Source organism: Sneathia sanguinegens, assembly GCF_001517935.1.
Taxonomy (GTDB): domain Bacteria; phylum Fusobacteriota; class Fusobacteriia; order Fusobacteriales; family Leptotrichiaceae; genus Sneathia; species Sneathia sanguinegens.
The window spans coordinates 22,813-43,832 of sequence record NZ_LOQF01000009.1; the positions used below are offsets into that span (position 1 = coordinate 22,813).

Here is a 21,020-nt window from a genome sequence, read left to right on the forward strand (position 1 = left end):
AACTTTTTTTTAGGAGAAAATATGAAATTAATTGATGGTAAAAGAGTCTCTAATGAAATTTTGAAACAATTAAAATGTAAACATGAGGACTTAAATTCAAAATATTATAGACAAGCAACATTGACTGTTATACTTGTGGGAGATGATTATGCTTCAAAAATATATGTAAGAAATAAGGAAAGAGCTTGCGAAAAAGTTGGCATAAAAACTAAAACTGTTATATTAGATGAAAATATAAAAAAAGAAGATTTAATTAATATAATCGAAAAAGAGAATAAAGATGAAGAAGTAGATGGAATATTGTTACAGTTACCTTTGCCAAAACATTTGGATCAATTAGAAATTATGTCACATATAGACTATAAAAAGGATGTAGATGGATTTTCACCTTTTAATATAGGAAAAATGTTATTAAACCAAAGTGGCTTAAGACCTTGTACAGCACTGGGTGTTATAAAATTATTAGAAGAGTATAAAATACCTATTAAAGGCTCAGATGTTGTTATTATAGGAAGAAGTAATATAGTTGGTAAACCTTTAGCTATGATGTTAACTAATAGATCGGCTACTGTTCAATTATGTCATTCAAAAACTGAAAATATAGATGAAAAAATAAAAAGAGCTGATATTTTGATAACGGCAGCAGGATATCCAAAATTAATTAATAAAACACATAAATTGAAAAAAGGTGTATGTATTATTGATGTTGGAATAAATAGATTAGAAGGGAAATTATGTGGCGATGTAGCTATAGATGAAATTAATCTAGAAAATGTGGAATACATTACTCCTGTACCTGGAGGAGTTGGACCTATGACCATTGCTTGTTTATTAGAAAATGTTACGCAAATATATGAAGGAAAGGTAAAAAATGAAAGTATATAAGGATTTAGTGAAATATGTATTAGAAAATGGAGTTTTGAAGAAAAATAGAACTGGAGTAGATACCATATCAGTATTTTCTTATACATATAGGGTTGATTTAAATGAAGGGTATCCCTTGTTAACTACTAAAAAAATGTATTTTAATTCTATGTTACATGAATTATTTTGGTATTTAAGCGGGGAAGAAAATATAAAAGAATTTAGAAAAAAATCTAAAATTTGGGATGCTTGGGCAGATGAAGATGGCTTATTAGAAACAGCTTACGGAAGATTTTGGAGAAGATTTCCAGTGCCTGAACAAAAATTAGATGGTGAAGTTTTTGTTGATGAAACAAATAAGTTTACAAAAAGAGAAAAAAATGGGCAATTGGTTTTTGATCAAATTGCTTATGTAATAGATACTTTGAAACAAATGAAAAAAAATCCTGAAATTTTAAATTCAAGAAGATTAGTTGTAAGTGCATGGCACCCAGCTAATGCAACAATTTCAAAGCTTCCACCTTGTCATTATACTTTTGCATTTTGTGTGATTGGTAATAAATTAAATTGTCATTTAACTCAAAGAAGTGGAGATATTGCATTAGGAATACCATTTAATTTAGCATGTTATTCTTTATTGACAATGATGATAGCAAAAGAATGTGGATATGAATTAGGAGAATTTTCACATACAATTATTGATGCACATATATATGTAAATCACATTGAAGGCTTAAAAGAGCAATTAAAAAGAGAAGAATATCCTTTACCTCATATTGAAATTAGTGATAAACCTTTTGATGAGTTGAAATTTGAAGATATTAAATTGATTGGATATAAGTCACATCCTATTATAAAATTCGATGTAGCTATTTAAAAGTAAAGTTGAAAAAAACTTTACTTTTTTAATTTACATATTTCACAATCTAAATTATTTATTTTACATTTTTTTCTACCATGTAAAATAAAGTATTTTGGAACAAGACCCCAATAATTTTTGGGTACAATTTTCATTAGATCTTTTTCAATTATTTCAGGATTTTTACTATTTGAAAAACCTAATTCATTTGAAATTTTTTTTACATGGGTATCAACTACTATACCTTCAGTTATATTCCAAAGTTCATATAACAAAACATTTGCAGTTTTTCTACCAACTCCTGGAAGAGAAGTTAAGTCCTTTATATTTCTTGGTAAAATTCCTTTAAAAGAATTAATAAGCACTTTTGCATTTTCTTTTAAATTTTTTGCTTTATTATTATAGAAACCACAAGAAAAAATTAATTTTTTCAAAGTACTTTCAGGTAATTCTAACATATCTTCAGGAGTTTTAACGAATTTAAAAAGTTCTTTTGTGGTAGCGTTGACTCTTTCATCTGTACATTGAGCAGATAAAATAACAGCAACCATTAATTGATATTCTGTAGTGTAATTTAAAAATACCTTTGGTTTACCATATTCTTTTTCAAGGATATTAATAATATATTTCATTTTTTCTTTTTTTGACATAAATACCTCATATTATAAAAAGGTGCAAAAGCACCTTTTAATTATTATCTTGATTCATATATACTAACTTTTTTCTTACCTTTACCATAGTTTTCAAATTTTACATATCCATCTATTAAGGCAAATAAAGTATAGTCTTTACCTAAACCCATGTTAGAACCTTTATGAAATTTAGTTCCTCTTTGTCTAACTATAATGTTTCCAGCTTTAACAAATTCGCCATCATATTTCTTTATACCTAAGTATTTAGGGTTAGAATCTCTACCATTTCTAGTAGACCCTTGTCCTTTTTTTGAGGCAAATAATTGTAGGTTTAACTTTAATAACATTTTCATACCTCCATTATTTTTAATTTTAAATTTTTAGGATACTTAATTGCTAATTCCTTTATAAATACAAAATATGAATTTAATAATATCTGACTTTCTTTTGTAAGATTATCACCTAAATTACATAATGTATAACCTTCTTTAACATCATACTCAAAGTTTAAATTTAAAACTTCTAAAAGACCATTTATAGTCATAAGTGTTGTAGAAGATATAGCAGAACAAACAATATCAGTACCAAAAGTTGACATATTGGCATGACCTTTTACTTCAAATTGATATATCATATTTTTTTTGAATTTAAATATAATATTTATCATAGGTCTAACCGTTAATTTCTTTAATTTCAATTAAAGTATATTGTTGTCTATGTCCTTTTTTTCTGTAGTATGTTTTTTTATCATATTTAAAGTTGATAACCTTTTTAAGCTTATCATGAGCTTTAACTGTTGCAATTACTTTAGCACCTTCAACAAATGGAGTTCCAACTTTTCCATCTATCATTAATACTTCATCTAATACAACATCTGAATTAATTTCAGCGGCTAATTTTTCAACTTTTAAAACTGAACCAACTTCTACTTTATATTGTTTACCACCAGTTTTTATTACTGCAAACATAGTGTTCACCTCCGTATAAATTAATCGCTGTTATAGGTATTAGCCACCTATACCATGCAGATAAAATAATACCATAAATAAAAGGAAAAGTCAACTTGAATTATAATAATTACTTATGCTAAAATAGTGTTGTATATATTGAAAGGAAAATTAATAATGAAAAAAGTAGTAATACTAATAATTATGATAATTACTCATATAAATTTTTCATTTGTATCAGCGTATAGTATTACAAATACTGGTTATGTTGCATATAAATATAATGAAAATGAAATTAGACCAATAGCTTCATTAACGAAAATAATGAATATAATGGTAGCGCTTGATGAAGTTAAAAAAGGGCATATTTCTTTGAATGATAAAGTTACAATTACTGATGATATGGTAAAAATAAATGAAACAGGTATAGATATAAAAAAAGGAGATAAGATAAGGCTTGAAGATTTATTAAAAGCACAGGTAGTATATTCAGCAAATAATGCTGCTTATGCAACAGCTTATTATATCTCAAAAAATAATATTGAAAATTACATAGAATTAATGAATGCTAAGGCACAACAATTACAAATGGAAAACACAAAGTTTTATACACCGGCTGGTCTACCAACTAAATATACTAAAAAACCTGTAGATGTATCTACGGCATACGATTTGTCAAAATTAAGTTTAGAAGCTCTAAAATATGATAAACTTATTGAATGGGCAAATTTAAAAACGATTAATATTAAAGGGAAAAAATATATTAATAGAAATATTCTTTTAGGAAAAGATGGAAATTTTGGTTTAAAGACAGGTTATCATACTTTATCGGGCTTCAATATGATAGGACTTTATAAAGTTAAGGGTGTTATTTTAATAAATATTAGTTTAGCCGATGAAACTAATGAAAATAAATTTAAAACTCAACAAAAATTAGCGAACGATTTTAAAAAAAATTTAAAACAATATTTGTATAAAGATCAATTTTATGCTGCTTTAAATTTGGAACATTTTAAACAAAAAAATATAAATACAGCTATAGCTTCAGATTTCTTTTATTATAATACTGATTTTATAATAAAAGAAAAAGTATATAATTTAAATAAAGATATTTCTATAGGCTCTAAAGTTGGAGATATAGAAATATATAGCCTTAATGGTAAAATAATAAAAAAAATAGATATAATAGCGAAAACTGAAGCGAAGAAATTAAATATTTTTGAGAGAATATTGAAATTTTTTGGTATATTATGAAAGGCAGAATATGAAAACTTATGAAGATATATTAGAATATTATAAAATAAAAAATGAATTGATTGATAATTCATTTTTAAATAGCACAAAAGAAAAATTTTTGGATTTGAAGAAATATAAAACTAAGGATGAAGCTGAAGAAGAATTGCTATTAATGAGAGATATGATAGATTTCTATAAATATGATGATGGATTAGAACTTGAAGGTATAAAAAATATTGAAAATGTTATGTCAACATTAGATTTACTAGGAAGTTATCTTGAAATTTTAAATTTATTTTATTTAAAACAAAATATAGAATTATATAGAAAATCTAAGAATCGTGCTAAAAATGTAAGAGATAAATATAAGAGAATATATAAATTATTTGATACTAATGTTGAAACAAAGGAAATTGAAGGTGTTTTGGCTGAATTAATAGATGATAAGGGAGAAATTTTAGAAACAGCCTCACCTTTGTTAAAAGATATTAAAAAGCAAAAACATATAATCAATGAAAATATAAAGGAAAAGTTAAATTCAATTTTAACTGATTCTAAATTTGCAAATGCAATTTCTGAAAAAATAATAACCACAAGAAATGAAAGATATGTTTTAGCAATAAAAACTGATTTTAAAGGTTTAATAAAGGGAATAGAACATGATAAATCTTCAACAGGAAATACTGTATATATAGAGCCTTTATCTGTAGTTTCATTAAATAATAGATTAAGAGAATATGAGGCTAGAGAAAGGGAAGAAATAAGAAAAATTTTAATTAGAGTTACTGAATATCTAAGAACAAAGAAAAATGAAATATTAGTTATATATGAAACTCTAAAAAGATTAGACTTTTTGAATGCAAAGGTTCTATTTTCTATAAAATATTCTTGTAATATTCCTACTATTGTTAATAAAGGAATAATTAATTTTGTTGAAGCAAGACATCCTTTTATTGATAAAGATGTTGTTGTACCTTTAACATTTAGCTTAGATGACGAAAAAAGATTAATGCTAATTACAGGACCAAATACTGGGGGAAAAACTGTAACATTGAAAGTTGCAGGACTTTTATCTATAATGGCTTTATCTGGAATTCCAATTCCTGCAAAAGAAACAACACAAATAATGTTTTTTGATAGAATATTAGCAGATATAGGTGATGAACAAAGTATAGAACAAAATTTATCATCATTTTCTTCACATGTTAAATCAATTTCACAAATAATAGAAAAAGCTACTTCAAAATCATTGGTACTTTTAGATGAACTTGGTTCAGGTACAGATCCAATTGAAGGAGCTGCTTTTGCGATGTCTATTATAGATTATTTAAATAAAAATAGATGTTATGGAATAATTTCAACTCATTATAGTGAAGTTAAAGCACATGCATATAACAATGAAGGAATAAAAACATCTTCAATGGAATTTGATATTAAAACTTTAGCACCAACATATAGATTAATTGAAGGGATACCTGGTGAAAGTAATGCATTGATTATAGCTAAAAAATATGGAATTTCTGATGAGATTATTCAAAATGCTAAGAGCTATATCAGTGAAGATAATAAAAAGGTTGAAAAAATGCTACAAGCCATAAAGCAAAAAAATGAAGATTTGGAAATAGCTAATGAAAAGTTAAGAATCTTAAAAGAAGAATTAAATGATAAAAAAATAGAGTATGAAAATAAGCTTTATGATTTAGAAAGAGAAAAAACGCAAATTCTAGATGAAAGTATGAAAAAAGCAGATGAATATATTAAAAATATGCAGGCAAAAGCAAAGTCATTAATTGAAAAACTTAATCAAGAAGATGCAAATAAAGAAAGTATAAAAGAAACTCAAAGAAGTATGAATAGACTGTATAGTTCAATAGTTGAAGATAAAAAGAAAAATAAGAATAAGAATAATCAGATTAAAACTATGCAAAAAGACGGCTTTGAGGTAGGAGAAGAAATAATAGTTAAATCTTTGAATAAAAATGCTAAAATTTTAAAAATAATAGAAAATAAAGATTCTTTACAAATACAAGTAGGAATATTAAAAATGTTAATACCTTTTACAGATGCAAAAAAAATTAATACTAAGTATAAACAACAAAAGAAGGGAACTATTATATATAATCAAGCAAATGCAAAAACTGAAATTGATGTTAGAGGTAAAACAGCAGATGAGGCAATACATCAAATAGAACTTTTTCTAGATAAAGCTATTTTGGCAGGGTATAATTTTGTGTATATTGTACATGGTAAAGGAACTATGGTTTTAAGAAAAAAAATAAGAGAATATTTAAAAGATTCACCATATGTAGCTTCATATAATGATGCTGATCAAAATGAAGGCGGACATGGTTGTACAGTTGTAACATTAAAATAAAAAAAGGGGGATTATTATGAAATTATACAATACTTTGACTAATAAACTTGAAGATTTTGTTCCAATTGAACAAAATAAGGTTAAGATGTATGTTTGTGGACCTACGGTATATAATTATATTCATATAGGTAATGCAAGACCTATAATAGTATTTGATGTTTTAGCTAGAATTTTTAAATATAAAGGATATACTCTACAATATGTACAAAATTTTACAGATATAGATGATAAGATAATAAAAAAAGCAAATGAAGAAGGTAAAACTTGTGATGAGATAAGTGAAAAATATATAGAAGCTTTTTTAGAAGATATAAAGGAAATGAATGTTATTCCAGAAATAATAAGACCTAGAGTAACTGAAAATTTGGATGAAATAAAACAACTTATCAGCAACTTATTAAAAAAGGGTTATGCATATAAAAAAGGAGAAGATGTAATATTTTCGATAAATAAATATAAGGATTATGGTAAATTATCTAATCAAGATTTAAATTCTTTGACTAATGGAGTTAGAATAGAAGTTGATGAAAAAAAAGATAATCCGAATGATTTTGTTTTGTGGAAGGGAAGAAAGGCTAATGAACCTTATTATGAATCAGATTTTGGTTTAGGTAGACCAGGTTGGCATATAGAATGTAGTGCAATGATACATAAATATTTAGGTAATAATATAGATATTCATGCAGGTGGTCAAGATTTAATATTCCCTCATCATGAAAATGAAAGGGCACAAAGTAATTGTGGATATGATGTAAACAATGAATTTGTAAATTATTGGTTGCATAATAGTTATATTACAATTAATTCAGAAAAAATGAGTAAGTCTTTAGGAAATTTTAAATTATTAAGAGATATTCTAAAGAGTTACAATGGAAATGTAATAAGACACTTTATTTTAACTTGTCATTATAGAAAAAATTTAAATTTTTCTACAGAAGATTTAGAAGTTTCTAAAAAAACTTTAGAAAAAATATCAAAATCTATATCAACATTTAAAATGTTAAATAAGGGTAAAGAAGATGAAGCACTTGAGGCTATTTTAAAAGAATTCAAAACTAATTTCATTTTAGCCTTAGAAGATGATATAAATACACCTAAAGCTTTAGCTTGTGTTTCAATTTTAATAAAAAAAGTAAATAAATTACTTGCAACAAAAGAATCAAATGTTGAAAGAGTATATTTTGAAATAAAAGATAAAATGGAAAATATTTTAGGTATAAAATTAAATGAAGATAAAATAGAAAATGATAAAAATAAAATATTGGAAATATTATTAAATATTAGAGAAAAGTTAAGACAACAAAAGAACTATGAATTAGCAGATAAAATAAGAGAGGAGTTAGCTATTTTAGGAATAGATATTAGTGATAAAAAATGAAATTAAAAAATTTATTCAGAATATTCAGATTAAAAAGAAGTATATCTATTGATTTGGGTACAGCAAATGTACTTATTTATGATAGACAAAAGGAAAAAATTGTATTAAATGAACCTTCAGTTGTAGCTTTAGATAAGAAAACAAGAAAAGTAATAGCAGTGGGGCATGATGCAAGAGAAATGTTAGGTAGAACTCCAAATAATATTTTAGCAATTAAACCATTAAAAGATGGGGTTATTGCAGATTTAGATGTTACAAAAGAAATGCTTAATTATTTTATAACAAAAATTTATGGTAGAACTTTATTTAAACCTGAAGTAATGATATGTGTACCTTTGGAAGTTACAACGGTTGAAAGAAAAGCATTATTTGATTCAGTTGTTGGTGCAAAAAAGATATATATTATTGAAGAAGGAAGGGCAGCAATAATAGGATCAGGCATTGATATTTCAAAACCAATGGGACATATGGTAGTTGATATAGGCGGAGGTTCAACCGATGTTGCTATATTATCACTTAATGAAGTTATTTCTTCAAGATCGATAAGAGTTGCTGGAAATACTTTTGATAATGATATAATTAGATATATAAAGAATAAATATAATTTACAAATAGGAGAAAGAACAGCTGAAAATTTGAAAAAAAATTTAGCTACAGCAATACCAGTTTCAGAACCTAGACAATTAGCAATTAAAGGTTTGAATGTTGAAACTGGAAGTCCTCAAAGTATAGAAATAACAGAAAATGAGATATATGAAGCTATGAAAGGGTCATTAGATGCTATTATTAATGCAGCAAAGGAAGTATTAGAAAAATGCCCACCTGAATTGTCTGCAGATTTGCTTGAAAATGGAATAATAATGACAGGTGGAGGAGCTTTAATAAAAGATTTTACAACCTTATTAGAAAAAGAAGTTTTAGTAAAAGTTTTTGTATCAAAAAATCCTTTAGATTCTGTTGTTTTAGGTGGGGGATTAGCATTTGACAATAAAAAATTATTGCAAACTTTGCAAGTGAAGGAATATTAAGATGTTAGCTAAAACTTATTTGCTTTATTCTGATAATAGAGTGGATTTAAAAAAAGAAGCATTAATATTTAGTGAAGAAATATTTAAAAATTTGAATATTAAAATGTTAAAAAAAGATATATTTTACTATGAAAATATTAAAATTGATAATGTAAGAGATATAATCTCAACAGCTTCGCAATCTTCATATTCAGGAATAAAAATTTTTATTTTAAATTTAGAAAATATAAGAAATGAGGCAATAAATGCCTTGTTAAAAATTATTGAAGAACCTTGCATGGATACATATTTTATTTTATTAGTAAAAAAGATAAGCTTGTTGCCTAAGACTATAATTTCAAGAGCAATAAAAAAATATGTTAAGTCTAAAAAGTATAAGATTGATTCTAAAATTTATGATTTTTTTGATGGTAATAATTTGTACTTAGATGAATATATTGAAAAAAATTTGGATATTTCAAAGTATAAGATAAATGATATTTTAGAAATAAAACAAAATTTATTAGCATATTTAGAAGATAGTGAAAATATTGAAAATAAAATAAAATATGAATTATCAATTAGATATATAATTAATATGCTTAAATTTGAAAAAATTAATGCAAAATTAGAATTGATAGAAAATATAAAAGAAGTGTATTCAAATAAAAGAGAAGAAATATATAAGTTTTTAACTAGAATTTTAATTTTATCAAAAAATATTTTAACAGATAATCAGTATATTTATCTAGTTCGCTTGAAAAATAGTATAAAAAATAATGTATCAATAAAAAGTTGTATTTATATATTTTTTAATATTTTATTGGAGGTTTAATGTATAAATTAATTATTTCAGATTTAGATGGAACTTTATTAAATTCTAATCATAAAATGGATAGCTTTACTAAGGATATTTTACATCAAATACATTCTAAGGGTGTTAATTTTGTAATAGCTACTGGAAGGACTTTTTTAGATGCAGTCAGAGTAAAAAATGATTTGGGATTAAATGTACCCATGATTACAACTAATGGAGCAGCTTTATATGATGAGAATAATAAAGAATTATATAGATATGATTTACCAAAGGAATTTATAGCTAATATACTAAAATTACAATATAAGAATTTTGGAAAAGATATTGTAATGAATAGTATTGCAGAAGATAAGTGGTATATTCATGACTCAATAGATGCTAATCATAAATTACATGAATGGGAAGAAGAAAATTGGAAATTTGAATATAGAAATAAAGAAAAAATAGGGGATTTAAGGGTTTCCAAAATATTTTTCATAGGTAAACATGAAGAGTTAGAAAAAATAGAAAAATATATTTTAAATAACTATTCAGATATTGTAAATTTTGCTTTCACTTTACCTTTTTGTTTTGAAATTTATTCAAAATATGCAACAAAGGGAGAAGCATTAAAAAAATTAGCAGAAATAAAAAAATATAATTTAAAACAAGCTATTGCATTTGGAGATGGTTTAAATGATTTAGAAATGTTAGCTCTTGTAAAAAAGGCTTATACCATGAAAAATGCAAGTCCAAAATTAAAAAAAGCCTTGAGTAATTCTGAAGAAATAGGAGTGAATTATGAAAGTGCAGTAGCAAATAAATTAAAGGAGTTGTTCGAAATATAAAATGGCAATAGGAATTTTTGATTCAGGTCTTGGTGGCTTGAGTGTATTAAAATATGTTTTGAAAATGTATCCAAATAAAAAAATGGTGTATTTTGCTGATACTGAACATTTTCCTTATGGTACAAAAAATAAAGAAGAACTTATTAATTATGCAGATAAAATAGTTGATTTCTTTATATCAGAAGGAGTGACTGAAATTTTAATAGCTTGTAATACAGCAACAGCACTTACACTTGATTATTTGAAAAAAAATTATAAATTAGAAATTCATGGTATTATAACACCTGTTTGTGATTATATCTTAAAAAAAGATATTAAGAATATTACATTAATTGCAACAAGTGCTACAATTAAATCAAAAGTATATAATGATATTTTAAAGGATAGAATAATAAATAATATAGAAGCACCTTTATTAGTACAATGTGCAGAAAATATGGAAGAAGAAAAAGCAAAATTAGTAATACAAAATTATTTTAAAGATATAATGCCCATAAATATTATTTTGGGGTGTACGCATTTTCCATTATTAATTCCTGAATTTAAAGAAATATTTCCAAAGGCAAATTTAATAGATCCTGCCTTAGAGTTAGTTAAAAAAATAAAACTTACACATGAAGATGGGAATATAGTTTTATATTGTTCAAAAGATTTGGAAAAATTTAAGAGAAAAGTCTATAAAATATTAAAAAGGGAGGATTTGGATGTACGATTACATAAGTGGGAAATTAACTGTTAAGAATTTAGAATATGCTTGTATTGATATAAATGGTTTGGCATATCTTTGTTATATTCCTTTTAAAACTTATGAAAATTTAGTTGCTATTAATGAAAAAGAAAAATTATATACATATATGTATGTGAAAGAAGATTTAATAAAATTATATGGTTTTAAAACAATAGAAGAAAGAAAAATTTTTAAATTAGTTATTTCCGTAAGTGGAATTGGACCAAAAATAGCTCTTGCAATATTATCGGTGTATTCACCTAATGAAATAATTAATATAGTTAAGATTAATGATGCTAAAATGCTCTCAAAAGTTAATGGGTTAGGATTAAAAAAAGCACAAAAACTTATTATTGAATTAAATGATAAGGTAGAAGATATTGAAATTTCAGAAACACAAGATTTTAATATCTTACTTATTAAAAATGAATTAAAACTTGCTTTAGAATCTTTAGGTTATAATAAAATTAAACTTGAAGATTATTTATCGGATGAAGAAATAATGAATTATAAGGATAGTGCAATATTGATGAAATTAGTATTAAAGAAATTAGCTAAAAAATAAAGGAGGAAAAAATGTACTCATTTAAATATTTTGAACCTATACATATTCATGCACTAGTATTTTGGTTTATCATTTCACTTATTTTGATAATTATACCGGTATTTAAAAAGAATTTTGAAAAGGGTATTTATACAACAATAATAGGATATTTTTTTATTTTTGCAAAAATATTTGATATTTATTATAGAATAAAATTTGAACATGAATTATGGTATACAACTTTTCCACTAAATTTATGTAATATTTCTTTAATATTTGCAGGGATTTATTTTATAACTAGAAAAAATATATTATTTAATTTTGTGTATTTTTATTTTACAGGAGCTATATTAGCTATATTATTGCCAAATATAAATCCATATTACACAAAAGCTTATGTATATGTTTTTATTGGTACACATATTTTAGAGATTATGTCTGTAATTTATGCTTTTTATCATTTGAATGCAAGAGTAACAAAAAAAGGTTTATATACTTCGTTAATAGGTTATTTATTTTTCACTTTTGTTGCAAAGGTTGTAAATGCACACTTTGGAACTAATTATATGTATGTCAGTGATTATATTATAAGTGCAGTTAATTTTATTAAACCACTTAGTCTATATTTTGTACTATTTACAATTTTATTCATGTTGTCAATGATAATGACCTATCTTCCATTTATGTATGTTGATAATGATGAACCAAATGAATACAGTATAAAATAACTATTTTTTTTTATTCTTTTGTGCTATAATGTACAAAAACATATGAGAAACGAGGGAAAAAATGTCAAGAAATTGGGAAGAACATATAGTAAAAACTTTAATATCTAAAGAAGAAATTAGTAAAAGAGTTAAAGAATTAGGTGCTGAAATTACAAAAGATTATATTAATGATGATGCACCTTTTGTTGTAGTTGGAATACTTAAAGGTTCTGTTGTATTTATGTCTGATTTGGTTAGAGAAATACACTTGCCCTTAACTATGGATTTTATGGAAGTATCAAGTTATGGAAATGATTTTGAAACTTCAAGAGAAATTAAGATAATTAAAGACTTAGAACATAGTGTAAGAGGTAAGAATGTTCTTGTAGTTGAAGACATAATAGATTCTGGTTTAACATTGAAAAAAATATTAAAAATGATAGGAAAAAGAGAACCTAAAAAAGTTATACTTTGTACTTTGTTAAATAAAGAAGAAAGAAGACAAACAGATGTAGATGTACAATATATAGGTTTTGATATTCCAGATGAATTTGTATCAGGTTATGGACTTGATTATATGCAAGAATATAGAAATATACCATATATATGTGTGCTAGATGTGAATAAAGATGAGTAAAATTATAGCCAAAAAAAAATATGGGCAGAATTTTTTGGATGATGAGGAAATTTTAAATAAAATTGAGCAATTAATTAATATAAATAAGGATGAAAGTAAGGTAATAGAAATAGGACCTGGTAGGGGCTTTTTAACTGAGATGTTAGTTAAAAATTCGAAAAAATTAATAGCATATGAAATAGATGAAGATTTAATTAGTAATCTAAAAAATAAATATTTGAAATATCCAAATTTTATTTTACATAATACAGATTTTATGACAGCAAATATTGAAGATACAAATGTTAAAGTAGTTGCTAACATTCCTTACTATATTACCAGTCCAATTATCCAAAAATTACTTGATAATAGAGAAAAAATAGATGAAATTTATTTGATGGTACAAAAAGAGGTTGGTATTCGTCTATGTACAGATAAAGATATCAGTGTATTTACGCATTTTGTCAATTTTTATTGTGAAACTGAATATTTATTTACTGTTAAAAAAGAAAAATTTCAACCTATACCCAAGGTAGATTCTGCATTTATAAAGTTAAAGATTAGAAAAGATAATAAATATGAAAAATTAATTGATGAAAAAGTATATTTTAATTTTGTAAAATTAGCCTTTTCTAATAAGAGAAAAACCCTATATAATAATCTAAAGTCTATAGCTAATAGGGAAGAATTAGCAAAGTATATAGATATTAATAAAAGAGCAGAGGAATTAAGCATTGAAGAATTTATACAATTAATTAAGGAGCTAAATTATGGAAGAATATGAGTATATACTAGAAGTTGGTAGAGAAAATATTGATATTATTAATAAAATTACAGAAGCATATGAGGGTATAGGAAATGTAAGAACTATTGATAAAAAAAGAGGCTTAATAAAGATATTAACAATTTCATATTTTTTAGATGACCTTGATGAAATGTTAGAAAAAATAAAGAAAAAATTTAATATTAATATAAAAATAGTATCAAAAGAAGAATGGCAAGGTGTAATATAATGAATAAATATTTGAACATAGTTTCATTTTGGGTTGACGAATTAGTTAATGATAAAGAAAAATATAATATAACAAGTGAAGAAAATGGTAAAAATATTACTATTTTTGTAGATGTTGAAGAAGATTGTATAGGTAAAGTAATTGGAAAAAATGGTAATATAATTACTTCAATAAGAAATTTAATTAATTCAATATCAAAAATAGATAAAAAGAATATAAAAATTATTGTTAAAGGTATTTAAAATGAAAGAAAAATTCAACACTTTTGTAATTTTAGGCTTACAATGGGGAGATGAAGGAAAAGGTAATATTATTTCTGAATTAGCAAAAGATGCAGACTATGTTGTTAGATATCAAGGTGGAAATAATGCAGGACATACAGTATATTTAAATGAAAAAAAATATACTTTGGATATGTTACCTTTAGGAATATTAAACACAAAAGGAAAATGTATTCTTGGTGCAGGAGTTTCAGTAAATTTAGATACTTTCTTTGATGAAATAAGTGTACTAGAAAATGAAGAAAAGAGTATTACTAATATTTTTATAGATGGTAGGGCTCAATTAATTATGCCATATCATAATAAAGTAGGAAAAAATAAAACTTCAGATAATATAGCCTATTGTTATATGGATAAAATTTTAAAAAAAGGAATAAGAGTATCTGATTTACTTAATTTAGAAACTTTCTCAACTAAATTAATGAATAATTTAAAAGAAAAAAAAGATATATCTAATGAAATAACAGATGATATTCTTAATTTTGAATATATTTATCCAAAATATGAAGAATATGCTAAGAGTATAAAGAATATAATAATAGATTCTACTTCAGAAATAAATAAGGCTATTTTAGAAGGCAAAAAAATATTATTTGAATCTTCTGAATCAATAATGCTAGATACAACATTTGGAACTTATCCAAATGTTTCGCCTAATTTAACAACTGTTGCAGGTGTATGTGCAGGGGCTGGAATACCACCTAAGTATATTAATAATATTATAGGTGTTTTTAAAGCGTATAGCACTAGGGTAGATCAAGGAATTTTCCCAACAGAAATTGTAGGACAAGATGGAAATTTTTTAAGAAATAAGGGAAATGAATATGTAAGCAAAACCGGAGTAGCAAGAAGATGTGGTTGGTTAGATTTGGTAATATTAAGATATGCTTGTATAATAAATGGAATTACAGAATTATGCCTTACAAAATTAGATGTCTTATCAGGTCTAAAAAAAATAAAGGTAGCTATAGGTTATGAAATTAATGAAAGAATATATCAAGTATATCCAATAAACTATGACGATAGCAAAGGAATTAATATATTATATAAAGAATTTGAAGGTTGGGATGAAGATATAACTGAAATTAAAGATTATGAAGATTTACCATATAATTGCAAGAGATTTGTTGAATATATTGAAGGTTATTTGGAAACTAAAATAACTTCAATATCAGTAGGAGAAAAATCAGATCAAACTATAAGAAAATAATAAAAGCCTCGTAAAAGGGCTTTTTTTTAGGAGAAATTATGTCATATTATAAAGAATTTTTTAATAAAGTAATAATAAAGGGAGGTACTATGGAAGGAATAATTTGTGTTGATGGAGTAGTTGGAGTAGGAAAAAGTACATTAAGTGAGTTAATTTCTAAAAGATATAATATAAAACTTTATGAAGAACCTGTAACTGATAATCCTATATTAGATAAATATTATCATGATAGAAAAAGATGGAGTTTTCCTTTACAAGTTTTTTTCTTGAATAAAAGATTTAAAATTATTAAAGATGCTTCAAAATTACCAGCCTGTGTTTTAGATAGATCTATATATGGGGATGTAATATTTAGTAGAATGCTAGTTCATGATGGCTTAATGACAGAAGAAGAATTTAAACTTTATGAAGAATTGTTATATAACATGCTAGAACATATAGAAAAGCCTAAATTAATGATATATTTGGAAACAAGTGTTGATAATGCAATAAAAAAAATAAAAAAAAGAGGAAGAGATTATGAACAAATTGTTCCAAGAGAATATTGGGAAAATTTAGATAAAAATTATAGAGAATATTTTGAAAATTATAACTTATCGGACTTACTAAAAATTAATGTTGATGAAATTGATTTTGTTGAAAATGAAAAAGATAGAGAATATATATTTAATTTAATAGATGAGAAATTAGGACTATGCAAAAAATAAAAGATATAAAGCCTTATGAAGGTATTGAAAATAGTTTTGAAATTAAAAGTATAAGTATTGAAAATGTTAGAATAATACCTGCGAAGCTCAGAGAATTATTAATAAAAATTAGAGTTCTTGATGCAAAAGAAATAGATGATTTTAAAAAATTAAATAAACTTATCACTAATTATTTAAGTGAATTTACAAATTCATATAAATTAATCTATGATATAAATTTTGAAAATAAAAGTAATTTATATAATATATTGAATTATTTAATAGTACAATTAATTTTTGAAAGAAAAGGTTTACTTACTTTACTATTAAATTATGAAGTACATATAAATAATACTGAAATAACAATTAAATTACCCTCAGAATTACAGGTTAAAGAGTGTAATAATTCAAAAATTTCCATGGAAATATTAAAAAGATTGAATAAAATTTTCCCAGATACAAAATTTTCATTAAAATTTGGGCTTATAAATGCAGATAATATACCTGTTAAAAATGAAAATAAAGAAGTAAAAGAAATAGTTATTGTAGATTTAGAATTAGGAAAATTTATGGAAATAACTGGAGAAATTTTTGAAGTAGCTGTAAAAGAAATAAAGACAAAGACAGGTTTAGAAAAGAAAATATTTACTTTTTATCTTACAGATTATAAAAAATCAGTGTGCTGTAGAAAATTTTACGATGCAAAAGAAAATGTTGATATTTCTATAGGAGATTTAGTTAAGGTTAGGGGAATATATAAAAAAGACGAGATATATACAAAAGAATTCTATATTGATACAAAAAGCATAAGTAAAATAGGCGTTGCAAATCATGAAATTGTTGATGATGCTCCAATAAAAAGAGTGGAACTTAATTTAAAAACTAATATGAGTGAAATGTATTCTAATATAAATCCAAAAGCCTTGTCAGGATTTTTGAAAAAAATAGGATATAAGTCGTATGCAGTAGCAGATTTGGGTGTGGTACATGCTTTTCCATTTTTATATAATAATAGCGATGAAGATATGAAGGTTATTTTTGGAATAGATGCTTTTATAGTTGATGATACTGCAAATTTAGTTATTAATGCCAAAGAGAATACTCTTATTAAAGATGAAACCTATGTTGTGTTTGATATTGAAACAACAGGATTATCACCATATAATGATAAAATAATAGAAATAGGAGCAGTAAAAGTAAAAAATAATGATGTTATTGATACTTTTTCAGTTTTTATTAATCCAGAAATACCTATTTCAGAATTTACAACAAATTTGACAAGTATAACTAATGAAGATGTAGAAAATGCAAAAAAAATTGATGAAATTTTACCAGAATTTTTTGAATTCATTGGGTCAGCAACTTTGGTAGCTCAAAATGCAAAATTTGATATAGGATTTTTAACTGAAAAAAGTAGACAATTAGGAATTGAAAGAAATTTTTCATATATTGATACAATACAGTGGGCAAGACTTGTTATACCAGATCAAAAGAAATTTAATTTAGATGCTTTATGTAAAAGATTTGGTCTTATTAATGAACATCATCATAGGGCAATTAACGATGCTGAAGTAACTGCAAAAATATTTAATTGTTTAATGAAATTAATTCTTTCTAAAGATGTAAAAACACATGAGGATATAAATGAAAAATTAAAAATAGATCTTAAAATAGCTCCTTTAAATAAGACAACAATACTTATAAAAAATAAAAAGGGCTTAAAAATTCTTTATGAATTAGTAAGTAAATCATTCTTGGATTATTATGGTAATTCTAAGCCAAGAATACCTAAAAGTTTAATTGAAAAATATAGGGAGTATTTTTTCATTTCTCCTTCGCCTAGTTATGGTTTTAATGAATCAGGGGAATTAATAGATTTCTATTTTAGAGGCTTATCTAAAAAAGAATTAGAAGAAAAAATGAAATTTTATGACTATATTCAATTATTACCAAGAAATTGCTATGAAAAAGAAATTGGAGAAGGCGAAGTTACAGATCTTAATAGTATAGAAGAAATGAATAAATACTTTTATCAAGTGGCAAAAAAATTAAATAAACTTGTTGTTGCAGTAGGAAATGTAATGTATTTGCATGATTATGAATATAAGTCAAAATCAGTTTTACAAGTTGCTAATGCAGATTATAGATCAGCAAAATATAATTCTAATGCATATTTTAGAACTACAGGACAAATGCTAGAAGAATTCAAATATTTGGGTGAAGAAGAAAGTTATGAAGTAGTTGTTAAGAATACAAATTTAATTTCAGATAGTATAGAAAGAATACAACCTATTCCTAGTGGTTTCTATCCTCCAAAAATTGATGGTGATAGAGAAATGGTAAAAAAACTTACATATGACAAAGCTCATGAGTTATATGGTGAAAATATACCAGATTTAATAAAAAAGAGAATAGAAAAAGAATTAAATTCAATAATTAATAATGGTTTTGCTGTCCTATATTTAATAGCACAAAAATTAGTTAAAAAATCTGTAGATAATGGATATTTAGTTGGTTCAAGAGGATCTGTAGGTTCATCTATAGTTGCATATTTAATGGGTATTACAGAAGTTAATGGTTTATCGCCACATTATAGATGTCCTAATAAAGAATGTAAAAATATAGAAATTTTTGATTTAGAAAAATCTGGAGTTGACTTACCTGAAAAATATTGCCCAAAATGTAATACTAAATATATAAGGGATGGTCATGCTATACCTTTTGAAGTATTTATGGGATTTAATGGAGAAAAAGTTCCAGATATAGACTTGAATTTTTCAAGTGAATATCAAAGTGAAATACATAAATATACTGAAGAAATTTTTGGAAAGAAATTTGTATTTAGAGCTGGAACAATTTCTACAACAGCAAAGAATAATGCAATAGGTTATGTAAAAAAATATTTTGAAGAAAATTTGAAAGACTTTTTAAAGAAAGAATCTATAAAACAATTTGGTGTTTTTGATAAAGATCCAACACAGGAACATTTTAGAGAAAACTTATTAAAAAATGAATTAAATAAAAATAGTGCAGAAATTATTAGATTAGCAAAATTAATTGAAGGTACAAGAAAAACAACTGGACAACATCCAGGAGGAATGGTAGTTATTCCTAATGATATGTCGGTATTTGATTTTACTCCAATACAAAAACCAGCAAATGATTTAACATCTGATTCAACGACAACACATTTTGATTATCATGTTATGGATGCCCAATTAGTAAAATTAGATATATTAGGTCATGATGATCCTACAACTTTGAAAATTTTAGAAGATTTAACAGGTTTAAGTCCTTATACAATACCATTAACTGATGAAAAAGTTTTAAGCCTATTTACTTCAACAAAGGCTTTAGGTGTTACACCTCAACAAATTGGAACAGAACTTGGAACAAATGGTATACCTGAATTTGGTACTAATTTTGTTAAAGAAATGCTTAAGGATACAAAGCCAACTACTTTTACGGAATTAGTTCGTATATCTGGTTTGTCACATGGAACAGATGTTTGGTTAAATAATGCAAAAGATTATATAAATGCAAATGTAGCAACCCTAAATGAAGTAATTACTGTTAGAGATGACATAATGAATTATTTGATTTTACAAGGTATGGATAAAAGTTTAGCATTTAAAATAATGGAATTTGTTAGAAGAGGAAAACCTTCAAAGAATAAAGAACAATGGGAAATATATAAGGAAGAAATGAAAAAGGCAGGAGCTAAGGAATGGTATATAGAATCTTGTGAAAAAATTAAATATATGTTTCCAAAAGGACATGCAGTAGCCTATGTAATGATGGCGATAAGAATTGCATATTTTAAGGTATATTATCCTTTAGAATTTTATACAGCTTATTTAAATAGAAAGCTTTCATCATTTACCTTTAGTAAAATGTTTAAACCAATTGATAAATTAAAACAAAGACTTGCTGAGTTGGAAATATTAGCTAGTAAAAATGTAAATGAAAAGGCAGAAATGGCTTTGCTAGAAATTCTAATTGAAATGCATTATAGGGGAATAGAGCTAGCAAAAGTTGATATTGAAAAATCTGAAGCTAAAACTTTTATTATAGATAATGGAAAAATATTGATTCCTTTTGTCGCAATTGATCAATTGGGAGAAATAGCAGCGAATAATATAGTTAAGGCAAGATTGATTAGACCATTTAGTTCACAAGAGGATTTGATGAAAAGAGCAGGCTTGAATAATAGTGTAATGGAAACACTAAGAAATTTTAAAATAATTTCTAATTTATCTGCAACAGATCAACAAACATTATTTTAAGAGGTGAAA

22 protein-coding genes are annotated in these 21,020 nt (G+C 24.8%); 18 read left to right on the forward strand and 4 right to left on the reverse strand.

Features of this window, described 5'->3' with window-relative positions; genetic code table 11:
* Positions 1–21 precede the first annotated feature (21 nt).
* Together AWT65_RS04730 and thyA are read left to right on the forward strand one after the other, a co-directional pair.
* Entirely contained in the window at positions 22–885 is an 864-nt protein-coding gene (locus tag AWT65_RS04730; RefSeq protein WP_066729883.1) for a bifunctional 5,10-methylenetetrahydrofolate dehydrogenase/5,10-methenyltetrahydrofolate cyclohydrolase, read from the forward strand.
* Positions 872–1,741, forward strand: coding sequence for a thymidylate synthase (gene thyA / locus AWT65_RS04735; RefSeq protein ID WP_066729885.1), 870 nt, complete (start codon positions 872–874; stop codon positions 1,739–1,741). The genes AWT65_RS04730 and thyA overlap by 14 nt, the downstream gene beginning before the upstream one ends.
* 20 nt (positions 1,742–1,761) lie before the next feature.
* Here the strand turns inward: thyA and nth are convergent, their stop codons facing one another.
* Genes nth through rplU form a run of 4 tightly spaced genes read right to left on the reverse strand, consistent with a single transcriptional unit; the run spans position 1,762 to position 3,323 of the window.
* Entirely contained in the window at positions 1,762–2,373 is a 612-nt protein-coding gene (nth, locus tag AWT65_RS04740; RefSeq protein WP_066729887.1) for an endonuclease III, read from the reverse strand.
* 44 nt (positions 2,374–2,417) lie between these two features.
* On the reverse strand, positions 2,418–2,702 hold the full coding sequence (gene rpmA / locus AWT65_RS04745) for a 50S ribosomal protein L27 (protein ID WP_066729889.1): 285 nt from the start codon (positions 2,700–2,702) through the stop codon (positions 2,418–2,420).
* Between the two features lie 2 nt (positions 2,703–2,704).
* The gene (locus tag AWT65_RS04750) at positions 2,705–3,022 is read right to left on the reverse strand and encodes a ribosomal-processing cysteine protease Prp (protein WP_066729936.1); all 318 of its coding nucleotides are present in this window, start codon (positions 3,020–3,022) and stop codon (positions 2,705–2,707) included.
* A 4-nt stretch (positions 3,023–3,026) separates the two neighbouring features.
* Positions 3,027–3,323 (reverse strand): 50S ribosomal protein L21, encoded by a 297-nt coding sequence (gene rplU, locus AWT65_RS04755; RefSeq protein ID WP_066729891.1) that lies wholly within the window; start codon positions 3,321–3,323, stop codon positions 3,027–3,029.
* Between the two features lie 156 nt (positions 3,324–3,479).
* On the opposite strand from rplU, the gene AWT65_RS04760 reads away from it, so the two are divergent.
* From AWT65_RS04760 to AWT65_RS04835, 16 genes are all read left to right on the forward strand, one after another.
* Positions 3,480–4,556, forward strand: coding sequence for a D-alanyl-D-alanine carboxypeptidase family protein (locus AWT65_RS04760; protein ID WP_066729893.1), 1,077 nt, complete (start codon positions 3,480–3,482; stop codon positions 4,554–4,556).
* Between the two features lie 10 nt (positions 4,557–4,566).
* Complete coding sequence (locus tag AWT65_RS04765; protein ID WP_066729895.1) at positions 4,567–6,912, forward strand: endonuclease MutS2; 2,346 nt, start codon at positions 4,567–4,569, stop codon at positions 6,910–6,912.
* A gap of 13 nt (positions 6,913–6,925) precedes the next feature.
* On the forward strand, positions 6,926–8,290 hold the full coding sequence (gene cysS / locus AWT65_RS04770) for a cysteine--tRNA ligase (RefSeq protein WP_066729897.1): 1,365 nt from the start codon (positions 6,926–6,928) through the stop codon (positions 8,288–8,290).
* The gene (gene mreB / locus AWT65_RS04775; RefSeq protein WP_066729899.1) at positions 8,287–9,318 is read left to right on the forward strand and encodes a rod shape-determining protein; all 1,032 of its coding nucleotides are present in this window, start codon (positions 8,287–8,289) and stop codon (positions 9,316–9,318) included. Before cysS ends, mreB begins: the two co-directional genes overlap by 4 nt.
* Before the next feature lies 1 nt (position 9,319).
* Positions 9,320–10,132, forward strand: coding sequence for a hypothetical protein (locus AWT65_RS04780; protein WP_066729901.1), 813 nt, complete (start codon positions 9,320–9,322; stop codon positions 10,130–10,132).
* Positions 10,132–10,941 (forward strand): HAD family hydrolase, encoded by an 810-nt coding sequence (locus AWT65_RS04785; RefSeq protein ID WP_066729903.1) that lies wholly within the window; start codon positions 10,132–10,134, stop codon positions 10,939–10,941. The genes AWT65_RS04780 and AWT65_RS04785 overlap by 1 nt, the downstream gene beginning before the upstream one ends.
* Position 10,942: 1 nt before the next feature.
* Positions 10,943–11,680 (forward strand): glutamate racemase, encoded by a 738-nt coding sequence (gene murI / locus AWT65_RS04790; RefSeq protein WP_066729905.1) that lies wholly within the window; start codon positions 10,943–10,945, stop codon positions 11,678–11,680.
* Positions 11,646–12,233, forward strand: coding sequence for a Holliday junction branch migration protein RuvA (gene ruvA / locus AWT65_RS04795; RefSeq protein WP_066729907.1), 588 nt, complete (start codon positions 11,646–11,648; stop codon positions 12,231–12,233). The genes murI and ruvA overlap by 35 nt, the downstream gene beginning before the upstream one ends.
* Positions 12,234–12,244: 11 nt before the next feature.
* On the forward strand, positions 12,245–12,940 hold the full coding sequence (locus AWT65_RS04800; RefSeq protein WP_066729909.1) for a TMEM164-related integral membrane acyltransferase: 696 nt from the start codon (positions 12,245–12,247) through the stop codon (positions 12,938–12,940).
* 61 nt (positions 12,941–13,001) lie between these two features.
* Positions 13,002–13,556 (forward strand): hypoxanthine phosphoribosyltransferase, encoded by a 555-nt coding sequence (hpt, locus tag AWT65_RS04805; RefSeq protein WP_066729911.1) that lies wholly within the window; start codon positions 13,002–13,004, stop codon positions 13,554–13,556.
* Positions 13,549–14,319: a 16S rRNA (adenine(1518)-N(6)/adenine(1519)-N(6))-dimethyltransferase RsmA gene (gene rsmA, locus AWT65_RS04810; protein WP_066729912.1), complete on the forward strand. Its 771-nt coding sequence runs from the start codon at positions 13,549–13,551 to the stop codon at positions 14,317–14,319. Before hpt ends, rsmA begins: the two co-directional genes overlap by 8 nt.
* Complete coding sequence (locus AWT65_RS04815) at positions 14,306–14,548, forward strand: DUF4911 domain-containing protein (protein WP_066729913.1); 243 nt, start codon at positions 14,306–14,308, stop codon at positions 14,546–14,548. Before rsmA ends, AWT65_RS04815 begins: the two co-directional genes overlap by 14 nt.
* Complete coding sequence (locus tag AWT65_RS04820) at positions 14,548–14,790, forward strand: KH domain-containing protein (protein ID WP_066729914.1); 243 nt, start codon at positions 14,548–14,550, stop codon at positions 14,788–14,790. Before AWT65_RS04815 ends, AWT65_RS04820 begins: the two co-directional genes overlap by 1 nt.
* Position 14,791: 1 nt before the next feature.
* On the forward strand, positions 14,792–16,039 hold the full coding sequence (locus AWT65_RS04825; protein ID WP_066729915.1) for an adenylosuccinate synthase: 1,248 nt from the start codon (positions 14,792–14,794) through the stop codon (positions 16,037–16,039).
* Between the two features lie 38 nt (positions 16,040–16,077).
* Entirely contained in the window at positions 16,078–16,746 is a 669-nt protein-coding gene (locus AWT65_RS04830) for a deoxynucleoside kinase (RefSeq protein WP_066729916.1), read from the forward strand.
* Entirely contained in the window at positions 16,734–21,011 is a 4,278-nt protein-coding gene (locus tag AWT65_RS04835) for a PolC-type DNA polymerase III (RefSeq protein WP_083497833.1), read from the forward strand. The genes AWT65_RS04830 and AWT65_RS04835 overlap by 13 nt, the downstream gene beginning before the upstream one ends.
* The last annotated feature ends 9 nt before the right edge of the window (positions 21,012–21,020 follow it).